The 15583-nt window shown below is 72.8% G+C and carries 16 protein-coding genes and 1 riboswitch; of the genes, 12 read left to right on the forward strand and 4 right to left on the reverse strand.

Annotated features, from left to right (window positions below; translation table 11 throughout):
• The coding region (locus E4P40_RS28870) for a helix-turn-helix transcriptional regulator (protein WP_135158425.1) at positions 1-1515 on the forward strand (1515 nt) is incomplete at its 5' end.
• Positions 1516-1544: 29 nt separating this feature from the next.
• Positions 1545-1733 carry a hypothetical protein gene (locus E4P40_RS09560; RefSeq protein ID WP_135158426.1) on the forward strand — a complete coding sequence of 63 codons (189 nt, stop codon included), beginning with the start codon at positions 1545-1547 and terminating at the stop codon, positions 1731-1733.
• Here E4P40_RS09560 and E4P40_RS09565 read toward each other — a convergent pair.
• Positions 1730-2320, reverse strand: a complete 591-nt coding sequence (locus E4P40_RS09565; RefSeq protein WP_135158427.1) for a sigma-70 family RNA polymerase sigma factor — start codon at positions 2318-2320, stop codon at positions 1730-1732. The two genes, E4P40_RS09560 and E4P40_RS09565, sit on opposite strands and share 4 nt — an antisense overlap.
• A gap of 231 nt (positions 2321-2551) precedes the next feature.
• Here E4P40_RS09565 and E4P40_RS09570 point away from each other — a divergent pair, with 231 nt between their 5' ends.
• On the forward strand, positions 2552-2758 hold the full coding sequence (locus E4P40_RS09570) for a dodecin (protein ID WP_135158428.1): 207 nt from the start codon (positions 2552-2554) through the stop codon (positions 2756-2758).
• A 57-nt stretch (positions 2759-2815) separates the two neighbouring features.
• Here the strand turns inward: E4P40_RS09570 and E4P40_RS09575 are convergent, their stop codons facing one another.
• Positions 2816-3214: a DUF5313 family protein gene (locus E4P40_RS09575; RefSeq protein ID WP_135158429.1), complete on the reverse strand. Its 399-nt coding sequence runs from the start codon at positions 3212-3214 to the stop codon at positions 2816-2818.
• A gap of 87 nt (positions 3215-3301) precedes the next feature.
• Here E4P40_RS09575 and E4P40_RS09580 point away from each other — a divergent pair, with 87 nt between their 5' ends.
• The 6 genes from E4P40_RS09580 to E4P40_RS09605 all read left to right on the forward strand — a co-directional run bounded on the left by E4P40_RS09580 (position 3302) and on the right by E4P40_RS09605 (position 10523).
• Entirely contained in the window at positions 3302-3733 is a 432-nt protein-coding gene (locus E4P40_RS09580; RefSeq protein ID WP_135158430.1) for a CBS domain-containing protein, read from the forward strand.
• 81 nt (positions 3734-3814) lie between these two features.
• Complete coding sequence (gene rarD, locus E4P40_RS09585) at positions 3815-4732, forward strand: EamA family transporter RarD (RefSeq protein WP_135158431.1); 918 nt, start codon at positions 3815-3817, stop codon at positions 4730-4732.
• 127 nt (positions 4733-4859) lie between these two features.
• Positions 4860-5183: a DUF3263 domain-containing protein gene (locus E4P40_RS09590; protein WP_135158432.1), complete on the forward strand. Its 324-nt coding sequence runs from the start codon at positions 4860-4862 to the stop codon at positions 5181-5183.
• A gap of 381 nt (positions 5184-5564) precedes the next feature.
• On the forward strand, positions 5565-6659 hold the full coding sequence (locus tag E4P40_RS09595) for a LytR C-terminal domain-containing protein (protein ID WP_135158433.1): 1095 nt from the start codon (positions 5565-5567) through the stop codon (positions 6657-6659).
• 88 nt (positions 6660-6747) lie between these two features.
• The gene (locus E4P40_RS09600; RefSeq protein WP_245160232.1) at positions 6748-9615 is read left to right on the forward strand and encodes an alpha/beta fold hydrolase; all 2868 of its coding nucleotides are present in this window, start codon (positions 6748-6750) and stop codon (positions 9613-9615) included.
• The gene (locus tag E4P40_RS09605) at positions 9612-10523 is read left to right on the forward strand and encodes an ABC transporter permease subunit (RefSeq protein ID WP_135158435.1); all 912 of its coding nucleotides are present in this window, start codon (positions 9612-9614) and stop codon (positions 10521-10523) included. Before E4P40_RS09600 ends, E4P40_RS09605 begins: the two co-directional genes overlap by 4 nt.
• Here the strand turns inward: E4P40_RS09605 and E4P40_RS09610 are convergent.
• Both E4P40_RS09610 and E4P40_RS09615 read right to left on the reverse strand, forming a co-directional pair.
• Positions 10460-10903 carry a DUF1801 domain-containing protein gene (locus tag E4P40_RS09610; RefSeq protein ID WP_135158436.1) on the reverse strand — a complete coding sequence of 148 codons (444 nt, stop codon included), beginning with the start codon at positions 10901-10903 and terminating at the stop codon, positions 10460-10462. The two genes, E4P40_RS09605 and E4P40_RS09610, sit on opposite strands and share 64 nt — an antisense overlap.
• Before the next feature lie 5 nt (positions 10904-10908).
• Complete coding sequence (locus tag E4P40_RS09615) at positions 10909-11739, reverse strand: HAD hydrolase family protein (RefSeq protein WP_135158437.1); 831 nt, start codon at positions 11737-11739, stop codon at positions 10909-10911.
• Between the two features lie 60 nt (positions 11740-11799).
• Positions 11800-11933, forward strand: a riboswitch (SAM riboswitch).
• 12 nt (positions 11934-11945) lie between these two features.
• Between E4P40_RS09615 and thrC the strand changes: the two genes are divergently transcribed.
• The 3 genes from thrC to groL all read left to right on the forward strand — a co-directional run bounded on the left by thrC (position 11946) and on the right by groL (position 15576).
• Complete coding sequence (thrC, locus tag E4P40_RS09620; protein WP_209305241.1) at positions 11946-13265, forward strand: threonine synthase; 1320 nt, start codon at positions 11946-11948, stop codon at positions 13263-13265.
• A gap of 197 nt (positions 13266-13462) precedes the next feature.
• Positions 13463-13663, forward strand: a complete 201-nt coding sequence (locus E4P40_RS09625; protein WP_135158438.1) for a cold-shock protein — start codon at positions 13463-13465, stop codon at positions 13661-13663.
• A gap of 284 nt (positions 13664-13947) precedes the next feature.
• Positions 13948-15576, forward strand: a complete 1629-nt coding sequence (gene groL, locus E4P40_RS09630; protein WP_135158439.1) for a chaperonin GroEL — start codon at positions 13948-13950, stop codon at positions 15574-15576.
• The last annotated feature ends 7 nt before the right edge of the window (positions 15577-15583 follow it).

Here is a 15583-nt window from a genome sequence, read left to right on the forward strand (position 1 = left end):
GAGGAGGCGCTGCGCCGCGATCCCGTCCGGGGTGCGGAGCGGGCCACCGCCCTGGAGCGGCTGGGCTGCTACCTCTGGGAGGCCGGGCAGACGGAGCGCAGCCGGGCCGCCTACGCCGAGGCCGCCGCGGCGCTCGAGCCGGAGGTGACGGCCTGCCACGCGCAGGTCTGGGGTGCCCAGGCGCGGGCCGCCTTCATCATGGCGGACTTCGAGGAGGCGATCCGGTTCGCCGACCGGTCGGTCACGGCCGCCCGCGAGCACGGGACCCGGGAAGTCCTCGCCGACGCCCTCACGACCCGCGGGACGGCGGGCGTGGTCGTCCACGACCCGACGGGCCTCGAGCAGCTGCGCGAGGGGGTGCGGCTGGCCCGCGACGTCGAGGACCGCGCCGTCCTGTGCCGCGCCTACGCCAACCTGATGGTGGCCTACGAGATCGGCGGCCACCCGGCGGAGGCGTGCGCCGCCGCCCTGGAGGGGCTGGCCCTGCTGCCGGAGTACGGGCTGGAGCTCGCCGTCGGGGCGGCGATGGCCTCGAACGCCGCGAACATGCTGACCCGCCGGGGGTACTACGAGCGCTGCGATGCGGTCCTCGCCGACCTGCTCGACGGGCGCGCGGTCCAGGGGCAGGCGCTGCACCTGCACATCGAGCGGGCCGAGCTGCGGCTGCGGATGGGTAACACCGCGGGGGCCCGGGCCAGCCTGGCGGCCGCGTCGCCGCTCGAGGCGTACGAGCCGCCGGTCGTCGCGGCGGTCGCGTGCGCGACCGCGGAGCTGCTGGCGCAGGAGGGGGATGCCGACGGCTCCTACCGGACCGTGGACGACGCCCTCCGCAAGCTGGCCGCCACGCAGGACACCCGCTTCCGCACCGAGCTGCTCGTGATCGCGCTGCGCGTCGAGGCCGACCGGCGTGCGCTGCCCGGCGGCGCCGACCGGCGGTCGGAGGAGCGCGTCGGGCGGATGGCTGCCGAGCTCGACGCCGTCGTCCCGGACTCCGACGACGACCTCGACCACTGCGCCAACCACCGCACCGCCCGGAACGAGCTGGGCCGTGCGCTGGGGACGGTCACCGCCGACGACTGGGCCGACGCCGTCCGGCTGTGGCGGTCCGCGGAGCGCCCGCGCGAGGAGGCCTACTGCCTGCTGCGGGAGGCGGAGTGCCACGCCGGCGCGAAACGGCGGGACCGTGCCGCAGCGGCGGCGAGGGCCGCGCGGGAGATCGCCGGCCGGATCGGCGCGACGCCGCTGGCGGCCGAGGTGGACGCGTTCGTGGCCCGCACCCGCCTCTCGGCGGCGCCGGTGCCACGGACTCCGGTCGAGGACCGGCCCTACGGGCTGACCGACCGGGAGCACGAGGTGCTGGCGCTGCTGGGCACGGGTGCGACCAACCGGCAGATCGCCCGGAAACTGTTCATCAGCGAGCGCACCGTGGGGGTACACGTGTCCCGCGTTCTGCATAAGCTGCAGGTCACCAACCGTGCGCAGGCCGCAGCTCTCGCGGTGAAGGTCGCCCGGTAGGAGCCGGCCCCGCTGCGGAAGGACGACCGATGTCGCCGTTCAGGCTCTCCCTGATCAACCCGGACAACGACGATCCGGACGAGACCGTGGAACTGGACGACGACGTCGTCACCGAGCTCAAGCAGGTCGTGGACTCGACTCCCGACCTCACGATGGGCGATGCCCTGCGCGAGGGTGTCCAGCACGTCGTCCGCGCCCGGCGGCGTCCCGAGCTCTAGGCGACGCGCAGGCTCGGCTCCAGCTGCGCCCGCAGGGCCTTCACCGCGCGGCCCCGCAGCGGGCCCAGGCTGCCCCGCGGGATGCCCAGCTCCAGGCTGAGCGCGTCGTAGGACTCCGGCTCGCGGAGCAGGGCGCGGACGATCCGCTGCTGGGTCTCCGGCAGGTTGCTGACGGCCCGGTCGAGGGCCGCGCGCAGCTCCCGGTCCATGAGGTCGGTTGCCATGTCGCGGTCGTCGGGCGCCACCTGGTCGGCGACGTCCTCGGTGGGGACGGCGCGCTGCTGGCCCCGGAGGATGGCGAGGGCCTCCCGGCGGGCCGTGGTCGACAGCCAGCCGGGCAGCGCCCGCGGGTCGTTGATCTTCGTGGCGTTGCGGAGCAGCAGCACCCAGGTGCGCTGCACGGCCTCGTCGACGTCGGCGTCGCTGCGCAGGACCACCCGCGCGGCGGAGCGGAGCAGTCCCTCGTAGCGCCGCACCGTCGCGTGCCAGGTGGCCTCGTCGCCGGCGGCCAGCTTCTCCAGCGGCCCCCGGTCGATGACGTCGGTGACGACCGTGGCGGGGGCTTCGGCGTAGGCGAGAACGGACATCGGATGGCTCCTTCGAGGACGTCTGTGAACGCCTCGAAGCCTCGTGAGATCGGCGTTTCGCCAAATCCGTCGGACGACGTATTCGCAGCTCCCGGAACTACGTACGTACGTCGTCGTGCATCCGTCGCGAGGAGTACGTACCTCCGTCCGGAGGAGGGCCGGAGGGGCTGCGCGGATGCACCGCTCGTGCCAGGGTCGTGGTCCCGGAGGGCGGACGACCAGGAGGAACCCGTGAGTGACCACGTGTACCGGTTGAGCGAGATCGTCGGGAGCAGCAGCACCAGCGTCGACGACGCCATCCGGACGGGGATCCGGAAGGCCGCGGAGACCGTCCGCAACATCGAGTGGTTCCAGACCGAGGAGATCCGCGGTCAGGTCGTCGACGGCGACGTGGCGTACTACCAGGTCCGCCTCAAGATCGGCTTCCGCGTCGACTGAGGCCCGTCCGGAGGCTCGCCCCGAGCGTGCGAGGGGTGAGAGGGACGGGGCCCTTTCTCAATCGAAGCTGCCGGCGCCGTCCTGTCGGTAGGGGGCCCGCCGCTCCACCCGCTCGCGCTCGGTCCGCTCGGCCCGGATGCGCGCCGCCGTCCCTGCCGGGTAGCCGGCCTTGGCGACCCGGTGCTCGATGGTCTCGGTCATGAAGGCGATCGAGAACATCAGCCCGAGCAGGAGACCGCCGGCGGCGGCCGAGAGCCGGTAGGCCAGCGGCACGGGGACGGCGAGGAGGCAGATCGCGACCACGGGCAGCATCTGGACGACGGACCGGGTCAGGTGCCGGACGATCCACGTGCGCCTGGTCGTGTCGGCCAGCACCCAGGGGGAGAGCTCGCGGGGGAGCCCGCCGCCGAGGGCGTACCAGACCCACTGCAGGGGTCCTGGTCGCTGCCTGTGCACCCCCCGACGGTAAGCCGGAAGAGTGCACCGTTGCCGTCGCGCCCGGGCGGGTGCAGACTCCCGGCACCGTTCGCGCAGGAGGTTCGTGTGCAGATCAGCCAGGTGCTCCGCCACAAGGGCCGCGAGGTCGCCACGATCGACGGCGGGGAGTCCGTGCGCAGTGCGCTCGCCATCCTCGCCGAGAAGGGGATCGGGGCGATCGTCGTCTCCGCCGACGGGCAGCGGATCGACGGCATCATCTCCGAGCGGGACGTCGCGCGCGGTCTGCACGACCACGGGGCGGGGCTGCTGGCCGAGCCGGTGGCCAGCGTGATGACGGCACAGGTCCACACCTGCTCGCCGAACGCCAGCGTGCACGAGCTCGCGCAGACGATGACCGACCACCGTGTCCGCCACGTGCCGGTCGTCGACGGGGGAGTCCTCGTCGGCATCGTGTCGATCGGCGACGTCGTGAAGGCCCGCCTCGACGAGCTCGAGGAGGAGCGCAAGCACATGGTCGAGTACATCCAGACGACATAGCCGACCCGGCGCGGCCGCGGTCGTGAGCCCGGCTCAGGATCCAGTGCCCGGAGCGGGCCGCCCCGGGCGTACGGTGCGGCCGTGGACGAGCGTCGCCTGGGAGTGCTCTCCGGGCTGGCGGCGTACTCGCTGTGGGGCCTGTTCCCGCTCTACTTCCCGCTCCTCAAGCCCGCCGGCGGGTTGGAGATCGTCGCCCACCGGGTGCTCTGGTCGCTGCTGTTCATCGGGCTGCTCCTGACGGCGGTCCGACGGTGGTCGCACGTGCGGGCGCTGGTGACCGACCGGAGGCGGCTGCTGGTGCTCACCGGGGCGGCGGTGCTCATCGCGGCCAACTGGCTCGTCTTCGTCTACGGGGTGAACTCCGGGCACGTGGTCGAGACCTCGCTCGGTTACTTCATCAACCCGCTGGTCAGCGTCGTGCTCGGCGTCCTCGTGTTCAGCGAGCGCCTACGGCCCCTCCAGTGGGGAGCGGTGGGCATCGCCGCGGTGGCCGTCGCCGTCCTGACCGTCGACTACGGCCGGCCGCCCTGGATCGCCCTGACGCTGGCCCTGACCTTCGCCCTCTACGGGCTGATGAAGAAGATCGTCCGCGTCGAGGCGGCACCGGGCCTGTTCGTCGAGACGCTCCTGGTGGCGGCGCCGGCGATCGTCGTGCTCGCCGTGTTGCACGGCGACGGCGGGGGGACGTTCGGCCACGCGGGTGCCGGTCACGCCGCGCTCCTGGTCGGGTCCGGCGTCGCGACGGCGATCCCGCTGCTGCTGTTCGCGGCCGCCGCCCGGCGGATCCCGCTGTCGACGGTCGGACTCCTGCAGTACCTCACGCCCCTGATGCAGTTGGCGATCGGCGTCTTCGTCTACGAGGAGCCCATGCCGCCCGTACGGCTGGCCGGTTTCGCCATCGTCTGGGTCGCCCTGGCGGTGTTCACGGCCGACATGCTGCGACACGCCCGGGCGACGAGTCGCCCTCCCTCGGCCGAGACGGTTCCGGCCGGTCTCTGAGGGACGCCGGACGGCTGTCCCCGGGCGCTCGTGCCGGCGGCCGGAAACGTCGGTACCCCCGGCTACGGTCGGCCCTGAGCTCCGGCGGGCACCGCGGGAGCCAGGCACGGCAGGAGAACGACGACGCATGACCGACGACCTACCCCCCGTGGTCTCCCCGCCCCGGGTCGAGGGGTCCGGGGAGGTCTCCATGCAGGTCCCGGCCCCGGGGCTGTCCCGCCGGGAGCACGACATGCTGACGTTCGAGCGGCACTGGTGGCGGCAGGCCGGCGCCAAGGAGACGGCGATCCGCGACCGCTTCGGGGTGACCCCGACGCGGTACTACCAGGTGCTCAACGCGCTGGTCGACCGGCCGGACGCGCTGGCCCTCGATCCGCTGCTCGTCCGGCGCCTCCGACGGCTGCGACTCGCGCGGCAACGAACACGTTCGTCCCAGGGTCCTGTCCAATGAGAGTTACACCGGTTAGATTTACTCACCGTGGGCAGGCACGGCGATTCAGACAGTGACGGTCGGGACTGGGGGCGCCCCCCGGTGGCTGCCGGACGCCGCCGGACGGACGTCCCTGACGCCCTTTGGCGAGGGCCGGCCGCGGACCTGAACGACCACCCGACCTCCCGCGGCCGTGACCGGTCCGACGACGTCGCACGTCGTCCCGCCCGTCCCGTCCCGGCCGACGCCCGGCAGCTGTCCCGCTCGCGACTTCCGCTGCCCCCCGTCCCGGCTCCCGCACGCTCCGCCGCGCGCCCCTCCGCTGCGCCGGCGGCCTCCCCCGTCGGCCCCCTGACCACGGCGGCTCCCTTCCAGGCCGTCCCGTCGCCGGAGCCCCTCGCCATGGCCGTGGACGACGTCAGGCCCTCGCCGATCGCCGCCCAGATGGCCTCTGCTCCCGCCGCGCCCCCGGTCGAGCGCCGCAAGCGCCCCCGTTCGGGCGCCTCCGTCCCGGAGCGCCCCCGCAGCGCCTGGCACGAGTCGGAGTCCGCCTTCGTCTCCACCGGTGGGTCCGGCCTGCGCTCGTCCGGCTCGTCCCCCCGCCTCCCGCGCCAGACGACGGCGGCCGGCTCCTCGGCGCCCGCCTACGGCGACTGGACCAAGCCCTCGCGTTCCGGCGAGATCCCCGCGCTGGACGAGGCGCCGATGGGTCCTGACGCCTTCGACGTCGCGCCCGGCACGACCGCGATCCCCGAGCGCCCCGTCTCCCGCCGCCGCGGCAACGCCGTCGTCCCGGCCGACGGTTACGACGACGAGTCCGACGTCGAGATGACCGCCGTCCGCGGCCCCGCGACCGGCCCGGCCGTGGGCGGCCGTGCCGCCGTCCGTGCCGAGCGCCAGGCCGCCGACGCCGCCCGCCGCAAGGCGCAGAAGCAGCGGGGCTCCGCCGTCGCGGTGCTCGAGGAGGAAGAGGGCGGACGACGGTCCCACCGCGTCATCAAGGGTCTGGTGGCCATGACCATCGTCGCCCTGGGTGTGCTCGGCGTGTACACGGTCGTCTCGCCGCAGACCACCGACGCGGCGTCGAACAGCCCGCTGAGCTCCGACGCCGCCCCGCCGACCGTTCCCACCACCGACGCACTTCCCGACCTGCCGACCACGCCCGTCGAGATCGAGCCGCCCGTCGCCGCAGCACCCGTCCGGGTCCCGGTCACGGTCCTCAACTCCACCGAGGTCAACGGCCTGGCCGCCAAGATCTCGGAGACCATCGTCGGCGCCGGCTGGGAGTCGCCGGGCGTCGGCGCGTACACCGCCGGTGACGTCGCCGCCTCCACCGTGTTCTTCACCGAGGGCGACGAGAACCAGCGGCAGGCCGCGCTGCAGCTGATCGAGCAGTTCCCGCAGCTGCAGGGCCCGACCCCCCGCTTCTTCGAGCTCCCGGCCGAGGTCGTGGCGCCGGGTCTCGTCGTCGTCGCCGCCGGCGACTGGCAGCCCTGATCCTCCGCCGGGGAGGCTGACTCCTCGGCAGCGGAACATGTCCCGGCCGCCGTCCGTTGGCCGCTTCGTGCGTCCCTCCCGCGGGCACGTGCGTCCCCGCCCGCGCCCCGGCGCTCGCCGGACGCTCGCTGCCCTGCTCCCGCTGCTGCTCTCGTGCGGCCTGCTCGCGGTCGCCCCCTCGGCGGCGGCCGCCGAGGACGTCGCCACCGAGGAGGCCCGGGTCGAGTCGGGCTCCGGCGCCGACGCCGTCGAGCTGGACACGACCCTGTACCTCCCGGGCGGCGAGGACCCGGCCCCCGCGGTGGTCCTCGCACACGGCTTCGGCGGCAGCAAGGACTCGGTGGCCGACGACGCCCGCGACCTGGCCGGGCGCGGCTACGTCGTCCTCACCTACTCCGCCCGCGGCTTCGGCGAGAGCACCGGGCAGATCGGGCTGAACGACCCGCGCTACGAGATCGCCGACCTCTCCACGCTGATCGACCTGCTGGCCGACCGCGACGAGGTCGAGCTCGACGACGACGGGGACCCGCGGGTCGGGGTGGCCGGCGGCTCCTACGGCGGCGCGCTGGCGCTGCTGGGTGCGGCCTACGACGACCGGGTCGACGCCATCGCGCCGCAGATCACCTGGAACTCGCTGACCGCGGCCCTCTTCCCCTCCCAGACCGGTGACACCGACGGCGCCGAGACCGTCGCCGCGACGCCTCAGGCCGCGGCGACCGGGGTCTACAAGCGGCTGTGGTCGGGGCTGTTCTTCGGCGTCGGCTCCGTGCCGACCGGCGGCCTCCTCGACGCCCTCGGGGGCACCGGGAACGGGGACGACGCCCCGTCGAACGGCGCCAGCCTCGAGGGCCTCGACCCGGGATCCCTCGACCCGGCGGTGGTGGAGCAGGCACTGACCTGCGGCCGGTTCCGCGCCGACATCTGCGCGGCCTACCAGACCGCCGCGGCGACGGGCACGCTCACACCGGAGATCGCCGGCGTCCTCGACCGCAGCAGCCCGGCCGGCGTCCTCGACCGGATCGAGGCGCCGACCCTGCTCGTCCAGGGCACGCAGGACTCGCTGTTCGGCCTCGGCCAGGCCGACGCCAACGCCCGGGGCATCGCCGCCGACGGCACCCCCGTGAAGGTCGTCTGGTTCAACGGTGGCCACGACTCCCCGGCCTCGGACCGGGTCACCGGGGACCTGCGGGAGCAGGTCGCGGGCTGGTTCGACTTCCACCTCCGCGGCCAGGGCGAGGACCCGGGCACCGGCTTCCAGTTCCCGGCGCCCACCGGGATCGCAGCGACCGGCGGGGTCGGCGTGCAGGGCGGCAACCAGACGGTCGTCACCGGCAACTACCCGGGTCTGGCGGGCGAGGAGCCCGCCGAGCGCGGCGTGGTCGCGCTCTCGGGCCCGATCCAGCCCGTCGTGACCCCGGCCGGCGGCACGCCGGCCGCGCTCACCACGGTGCCCGGGCTCGGCGCGCTGACCGCCGCACTGGGCGGGACGACGCTGGAGATCCCCGGCCAGTTCGCCGCCTTCGAGAGCGAACCCCTGGACGACGCGGTCGAGGTGGTCGGCGCACCCACGGTCGAGATCGCGGTGGCTGCCCCCGCGGGGTCGGCCACGCTGTTCGCCAAGCTCTACGACGTCGGGCCCGGTGGCGGGACGACGCTGCCCGGCGGGCTGGTCGCGCCACTGGCACTGACCGGGCTGTCGACCGATCCGACCGACCCGACGCCGGTCGAGATCACGCTGCCCGGGATCGTGCACCGCTTCGAGGCCGGCCACACCATGCGGCTGGTGGTCTCCTCGACCGACCAGGCCTTCGCGCTGCCCGCCGAGTCGGCGGTCTACTCGGTCGGGCTCACCGGCGGCGGTCTCGCCGCGGGGGCGGCGGACCTCGCGGTGCCGCAGGTCGGGGGCCGCACCCAGACCGAGGCGGGCACCTCCCAGTGGTGGGTGCTGCTCGGGGTGCTGGTGGGCCTCGGGCTGCTCGGGTGGCTCGTGGCGGTCCTCTGGGGACGTCGCCGGCGCCGGCGGGTCTCCGCGGTGGAGCCGGACGGCGAGGACGTGCCGCTGCGCTTCGAGGGCGTCAGCAAGGCGTACAAGGACGGCTTCGTCGCCGTCCGGGACCTGTCCTTCGAGGTACGGCGCGGCCAGGTGCTCGGGCTGCTCGGTCCGAACGGTGCCGGCAAGACCACCTCGCTGCGGATGCTCATGGGCCTCATCCGGCCGACCGAGGGACGGATCAGCGTCTTCGGACACGCGGCCGGCCCCGGGGCGCCGGTCCTGTCCCGCCTCGGCTCCTTCGTCGAGGGCACGGGCCTGCAGCCGCACCTCTCGGGGCGCGACAACCTCACGCTGTACTGGGCGGCCACCGGACGCCCGGCTGCGGACGCGCACATGGAGGAGGCCATCGCGGTGGCCGGCCTCGGCTCCGCGATCGACCGGCCGGTGCGCCGCTACAGCCAGGGCATGCGCCAGCGGGTCGCGATCGCGCAGGCCATGCTCGGGCTGCCCGACCTGCTGGTGCTCGACGAACCGACCAACGGGCTGGACCCGCCGCAGATCCACGCGATGCGCGAGGTGCTGCGCTCCTACGCGGCGACAGGTCGCACGGTCATCGTCTCCAGCCACCTGCTCAGCGAGATCGAGCAGACCTGCAGCCACGTGGTCGTCATGGCCAAGGGGCAGAAGATCGCACAGGGCACGGTGGAGGAGATCGTCGGCACCGGAGGTGCGGTGTCGATCGGGCTGGTCGACGACAACGACATGGACCGCGCCATCGCCGTCCTGGAGGGGTTGCCCGGCGTCACCGCCGAGCGCACCGACGAGGGGCTCGTGGCCGACCTGGACGGCTACGGCCGGGCGGCGGCCCTGCAGGCGCTCGTGGGAGCCGGCATCGAGGTCGACCAGTTCACGCCGCGACGACGGCTCGAAGACGCCTTCCTGGCCCTGGTGGGGGAATCATGACGACGGAGTCGGCCGCGAAGTCGGCGTTCAGCGCGCCCCGCGACACCGCGCACGTGCAGCCGACCGGCGCCGTGGGCGGCTACCGGCCGGAGCGGACGCTGCGGCTGTCGGTGGAGCTGCGCCGGCAGTTCAAGCGCCGCCGCACCATCGGCGTCGTCGCGCTGATGGTCGCCCTCCCGCTGATCCTCATCGGCGCCCTGCAGCTCGGGGCGAGCGAGGAGGCGGCCGAGAACAACCGGATCAACCTGGTCGACGTCGCCACGTCCAGCGGGCTGAACTTCACGCTGTTCGTGCTCTTCGCGACCACGGGCTTCTTCCTGGTCGTCGTCTACGCGCTCTGCTTCGGCGACACCGTGGCCAGCGAGGCGCAGTGGGGGTCGCTGCGGTACACGCTCGCGACTCCGGTCCCGCGCATGCGGCTGCTGCGCCAGAAGTTCTACGCGGCGCTGGTGCTGTCGGTCGGGGCGCTGGTCACGCTGGCGACGGTGGCGGTCGTGGCCGGTGGCATCGCATTCGGCTTCGAGGACATCCAGACGCCGGTCGGGGTGACCCTCGGCCAGGGCGAGGGCCTGCTGCGGCTCGCCGGGATGCTCGGCTACCTCGCCGTCCACCTGCTGGTGGTCGGCACGCTGGCCTTCTGGTTCTCCACGATCACCGACGCACCGCTGGCCGCCGTGGGCGGCGCCGTCTTCACGATGTTCGTCTTCGCCATCCTCGACCAGGTCGAGCAGCTGGGCGCGATCCGCGACTGGTTCCCGACCGCCGAGGAGTTCGCCTGGACCGACCTGCTGCAGACCCCGGTCGACTCCGCCGACCTCTACCGCGGGGTGATCCAGTCGCTGGTCTACTCGGCGATCTTCACGTTCCTCGCCTTCCGGCACTTCGCCCGGCGCGACGTCACCAGCTGACGGAAGGACCCCGTCCTCCCCACCCCTGCAAGCTCGGGGCGGTGCCCCTGGACGGGGCCGGTGTCCCGGAACCTGATGACGGCGCGATCGGCCGTGACCCACTCCAGCAGGCCCGACGGGTCCTCGAAGCGGAAGTCGGCGGCGTCGTCCCGCACCTTCGCGCCCCGGTCGAGGATCAGCTGCAGTCGGTTCCCGGGTTGCAGACGGAAGGTCACGCGGTCGACGCCGCCGTAGCAGAAGCTGGGCGCGTTCCACTTCACGTGCTCGCTGATCCCGTCGTCCGCCTCCAGGATCGCGGCGCGCAGCCGCTCGATGCCAGCCGTCAGCGGGTGGTCCAGGGCGGCCACGAAGCCGTCGACGTCGTCCGCACGGCGTGGCATCCCGGTCATCCCTCCCGGACGCTGGCGAGCACGGCCTGCGCCCAGCCCTCGCCCATGGGGGCATCGGTCACCGACGCATTGGGGACAGCCCCCAGCAGGCCGGCCATCCCGTCCACGGCCGCGCCGTTCGCGGTGATGAACAGCCTGCCGACCGCGGGCGCCATGTCCAGGTCGCTGACGCTGTCACCGATCGCCACGGCGTCGTCAGGGGTGAGGCCCCGCCGTTCGAGGTCCCAGGCGACGGCTGCGCCCTTGGAGATGCCGCGCGGCATCAGGTGGTAGACCCGCGGCGGCAGCGGGTCGTCGTCCAGGGTCATCCGGGACGTCGCCGGGATGGCGCCGTTGTCCTTGAGGGTGAGCCAGCCGGCGCCCCGCTCGGCGAGCCAGGCGTCGACGGAGAGCGGGTCCACCCGCCCACGGAGGAGGGCGTCGGTGGTGTGCGTGGCGTGCCACGGCGCGTGCCACTCCAGCCGGCCCGGGTGCTCGGCGATGAGCCGCTCGACGATCCCCAGTTCGGCCATCACGTCCATCGGCGCCCGGCCGTCGTACTCGGCAGGCAGGGCGCCGGTGAGCCGATGGGTGCCCCGACCGGCGTCCCAGGTGATCGTGGCGCCCAGCTCCGCGATGGCGCCGTCCGCGGCGAAGATGCGGGCCGCCTCGACGACCTGCTCGAGCGTCCGGCCGCTGACCAGCACCAACGGCACCTCGGCCTCGTGGAGGGCCAGCAGCGCGGCGGCGGGATCGGCGGTCAGATCGCGACGGGCGGTGTGCCAGAAAGAGCCCCGCGGGCCGACCATCGTGCCGTCGAGGTCGGTGTAGACGATGCGGGTGGTCACATCTCACATCCTGGCCAGCGGCAGGCGTCGAACCGGCACTGGGTAGAGTTCACGGCGTTCCACTCATCCAGAGGGGCAGAGGGACACGGCCCGATGAAGCCCCGGCAACCGCCGCCCGTCGCACAGCTGCGACAGGCGGGAGGTGCCAATTCCGTCCCGCGCGGCTCGACGGCCCGGTGCGGGGAAGATGAGGAGGTAGTCGTCGCATGACTCTGACCGATCCCAGCACCACCGAGGTGAGCGCAGCGGCCCAGGCGGACCCATCCGCCGGTGGCCCCGTTCCTGCCTGTCCCGCGCGCGGCCTGGTGTGCCGCAACTGCGGGGCGACGTTCGGACTGATCGCCGAGCACGCCTGTGCCGAGTGCTTCGGCCCGCTCGAGGTCGACTACGACCCCGAGCTGATGAAGGCCGTGACCCGCGAGCAGATCGAGGCGGGCCCGCACAACATCTGGCGCTACGCCGGGCTGCTGCCCGTGGGGCAGGACCCGGCCGACCGGGTCAGCCTCGACCCCGGCCTGACGCCGCTGGTGCGCGCCGACCGGCTGGCCGCCGAGCTCGGCATCACCGGCGGGCTCTGGGTGAAGGACGACTCGGCCAATCCCACGCACTCCTTCAAGGACCGCGTCGTGTCGCTGGCCGCCACGGCGGCCAAGGGCCTGGGCTACACGAGGATCGCGGCCGCCTCGACGGGCAACCTCGCGAACTCGGTGGCCGCGCACGCCGCCCGCGTCGGCATCCCGTCCTTCGTGTTCATCCCGAGCGACCTGGAGCCGGGCAAGGTCGTGCAGTCGGCGGTCTACGGCCAGACCCTGGTCGCCGTCGACGGCTCCTACGACGACGTCAACCGCCTCACCAGCGAGCTGGCCGAGACCGACGAGTTCGAGGACACCGCCTTCGTCAACCAGAACGTCCGGCCGTACTACGCCGAGGGTTCCAAGACGATGGGCTACGAGATCGCCGAGCAGCTCGGCTGGCGGATCCCGGCCCAGGTCGTCATCCCGATGGCGTCCGGGTCGCTGCTGACCAAGGTGGACAAGGCGTTCCGCGAGCTCACCGCCGCCGGCATCGTCGAGGCCACCGAGTGGACGATCTTCGGTGCCCAGTCCGCGGGGTGCGACCCGATCGCCACCGCCTTCGAGCAGGGCTGGGACGTCGTCCAGCCGGTGAAGCCCTTCGGCATCGCGAAGTCGCTGAACATCGGCAACCCGGCCGACGGCCCGTACGCCCTCGACGCCATCCGCCGCACCGGCGGTTCGGTCGGCCGCGTCGGGGACGACGAGATCGTGCAGGGGATCCGGGACCTGGCGCGGACCACCGGCGTCTTCGCCGAGACGGCAGGCGGCGTGACGGTCGCGGTGCTCCGCCAGCTGGTGGAGAACGGCCGGCTCGACCCGTCGAAGGAGACCGTCGTCCTCAACACCGGGGAGGGCCTGAAGACGCTCGACCCGCTCGAGCCGGTCGTCGGCCCCACCCACCGGGTGGAGCCGTCGCTGAAGTCGGCGCGAGCGGCCGGCCTCATCGGCTGACGCCAGGGACCCGGATCGGCGGCCGACCCGTCGCCCGATCCGGCAACAGTCCGGCGTCGAAGTACCGCCACCGGGCATTTCCTGATGTACGTTCTCGCGCGGTTCCAGTTCCATGTTCGTGTTCGAGCGGGCGGAAGAGCTAGACCCGGTTCCCCGATCCAGAGGGACCGTCCGTACGCACGAACGTGGGAGCACACGTGGCACAGGGCACCGTGAAGTGGTTCAACGCCGAGAAGGGCTTCGGCTTCATCGCCGTCGACGGCGGCCAGGACGTCTTCGTCCACTACTCGGCCATCCAGATGGACGGGTACAAGAACCTCGAAGAGGGCCAGCGGGTCAACTTCGAGGTCGTCCAGGGCGCCAAGGGCCCCCAGGCGGACCAGGTCACCGCGGCCTGAACCCAGCAGTCAGCACCGGCACAGGCCCGGTTCCCCGCACGGGGGACCGGGCCTGCGTCGTCCCGTCGTAGCCGCGGGAACAGCGGGCGGTCACCCCCCGTTCTTGCACTCGCAGGGGTCGAGTGCCAGACTCGTTTCTGGCACTCGGGGCTCCTGAGTGCCAATCAGGTCGGAACGGTGAGGTACCGGTCCGTGGGCCGAAGGAGCGCCCACGTGCCCGGTGTCGTCCGTCGCGGGCACCAACCCGGCCGTGCAGCGATCAAATGCATGGAGGACATCACCACATGGCCAAGATGATCGCGTTCGACGAAGAGGCGCGCCGTGGCCTCGAGCGAGGGATGAACACCCTCGCCGACGCCGTCAAGGTGACGCTCGGCCCCAAGGGCCGCAACGTCGTACTCGAGAAGAAGTGGGGCGCCCCCACCATCACCAACGATGGTGTGAGCATCGCCAAGGAGATCGAGCTCGAGGACCCGTGGGAGAAGATCGGGGCCGAGCTCGTCAAGGAGGTCGCGAAGAAGACCGACGACGTCGCGGGTGACGGCACCACCACCGCCACCGTGCTGGCCCAGGCGCTCGTGCGCGAGGGTCTGCGCAACGTCGCCGCCGGCGCGAACCCGATGGCCCTGAAGAAGGGCATCGAGAAGGCCGTCGAGGCCGTCAGCGAGTACCTCCTCTCGACCGCCAAGGACGTCGAGACCAAGGAGCAGATCGCCGCCACCGCCTCGATCTCCGCCGCCGACCCCGCCATCGGTGAGCTCATCGCCGAGGCCATGGACAAGGTCGGCAAGGAAGGTGTCATCACCGTCGAGGAGAGCAACACCTTCGGCCTCGAGCTCGAGCTCACCGAGGGCATGCGCTTCGACAAGGGTCATCTGTCGGCGTACTTCGTGACCGACCCCGAGCGCATGGAGACCGTGCTCGACGACCCGTACATCCTGGTCGTCAACAGCAAGATCAGCTCCGTCAAGGACCTGCTCCCGCTGCTCGAGAAGGTCATGCAGTCGGGCAAGCCGCTGGCGATCATCGCCGAGGACGTCGAGGGTGAGGCCCTCGCGACCCTGGTGGTCAACAAGATCCGCGGCACCTTCAAGTCCGTCGCCGTCAAGGCGCCGGGCTTCGGTGACCGCCGCAAGGCCATGCTGGCCGACATCGCCATCCTCACTGGTGGTCAGGTCGTCAGCGAGGAGGTCGGTCTCAAGCTCGAGAACGCCGACCTGTCCCTCCTGGGCCGCGCGCGCAAGTTCGTCACCACCAAGGACGAGACGACGATCATCGAGGGTGCGGGTGACGCCGACCAGATCACCGGTCGCGTCAACCAGATCCGCGCCGAGATCGAGAAGTCGGACTCCGACTACGACCGCGAGAAGCTGCAGGAGCGCCTGGCCAAGCTGGCCGGTGGCGTCGCCGTCATCAAGGCCGGCGCCGCGACGGAGGTCGAGCTCAAGGAGCGCAAGCACCGCATCGAGGACGCGGTGCGCAACGCCAAGGCCGCCGTCGAGGAGGGGATCGTCGCCGGTGGTGGCGTCGCTCTCGCGCAGGCGACCACTGTCGCGTTCGAGAAGCTCGAGCTCGACGGTGACGAGGCGACCGGTGCCAACATCGTGCGCGTCGCGCTCGAGGCGCCGCTGAAGCAGATCGCGATCAACGCCGGCCTCGAGGGTGGCGTCGTCGCGGAGAAGGTCCGCAACTCCGAGACCGGCTGGGGCCTCAACGCCGCCACCGGCGAGTACGTGGACCTCGTCGCCAGCGGGATCATCGACCCCGCCAAGGTGACCCGCTCGGCGCTGCAGAACGCCGCCTCCATCGCGGCGCTCTTCCTCACCACCGAGGCCGTCATCGCCGACAAGCCGGAGAAGAACGCTCCGGCCATGCCCGGCGGCGACGGCGGCATGGGCGGCATGGACTTCTGAGTCCCGC

The sequence above is a fragment of the Blastococcus sp. CT_GayMR20 genome (assembly GCF_004570345.1).

Excerpts from the sequence above, each read along its gene's own strand:
- thrC (WP_209305241.1), top strand. The coding sequence starts at position 11,946 with ATGACTCTGACCGATCCCAGCACCACCGAGGTGAGCGCAGCGGCCCAG.
- groL (WP_135158439.1), top strand. The coding sequence starts at position 13,948 with ATGGCCAAGATGATCGCGTTCGACGAAGAGGCGCGCCGTGGCCTCGAG.
- E4P40_RS09605 (WP_135158435.1), top strand. The coding sequence starts at position 9,612 with ATGACGACGGAGTCGGCCGCGAAGTCGGCGTTCAGCGCGCCCCGCGAC.
- E4P40_RS09595 (WP_135158433.1), top strand. The coding sequence starts at position 5,565 with ATGGCCGTGGACGACGTCAGGCCCTCGCCGATCGCCGCCCAGATGGCC.
- E4P40_RS09610 (WP_135158436.1), bottom strand. The coding sequence starts at position 10,903 with ATGCCACGCCGTGCGGACGACGTCGACGGCTTCGTGGCCGCCCTGGAC.
- E4P40_RS09560 (WP_135158426.1), top strand. The coding sequence starts at position 1,545 with ATGTCGCCGTTCAGGCTCTCCCTGATCAACCCGGACAACGACGATCCG.
- E4P40_RS09565 (WP_135158427.1), bottom strand. The coding sequence starts at position 2,320 with ATGTCCGTTCTCGCCTACGCCGAAGCCCCCGCCACGGTCGTCACCGAC.
- E4P40_RS09590 (WP_135158432.1), top strand. The coding sequence starts at position 4,860 with ATGACCGACGACCTACCCCCCGTGGTCTCCCCGCCCCGGGTCGAGGGG.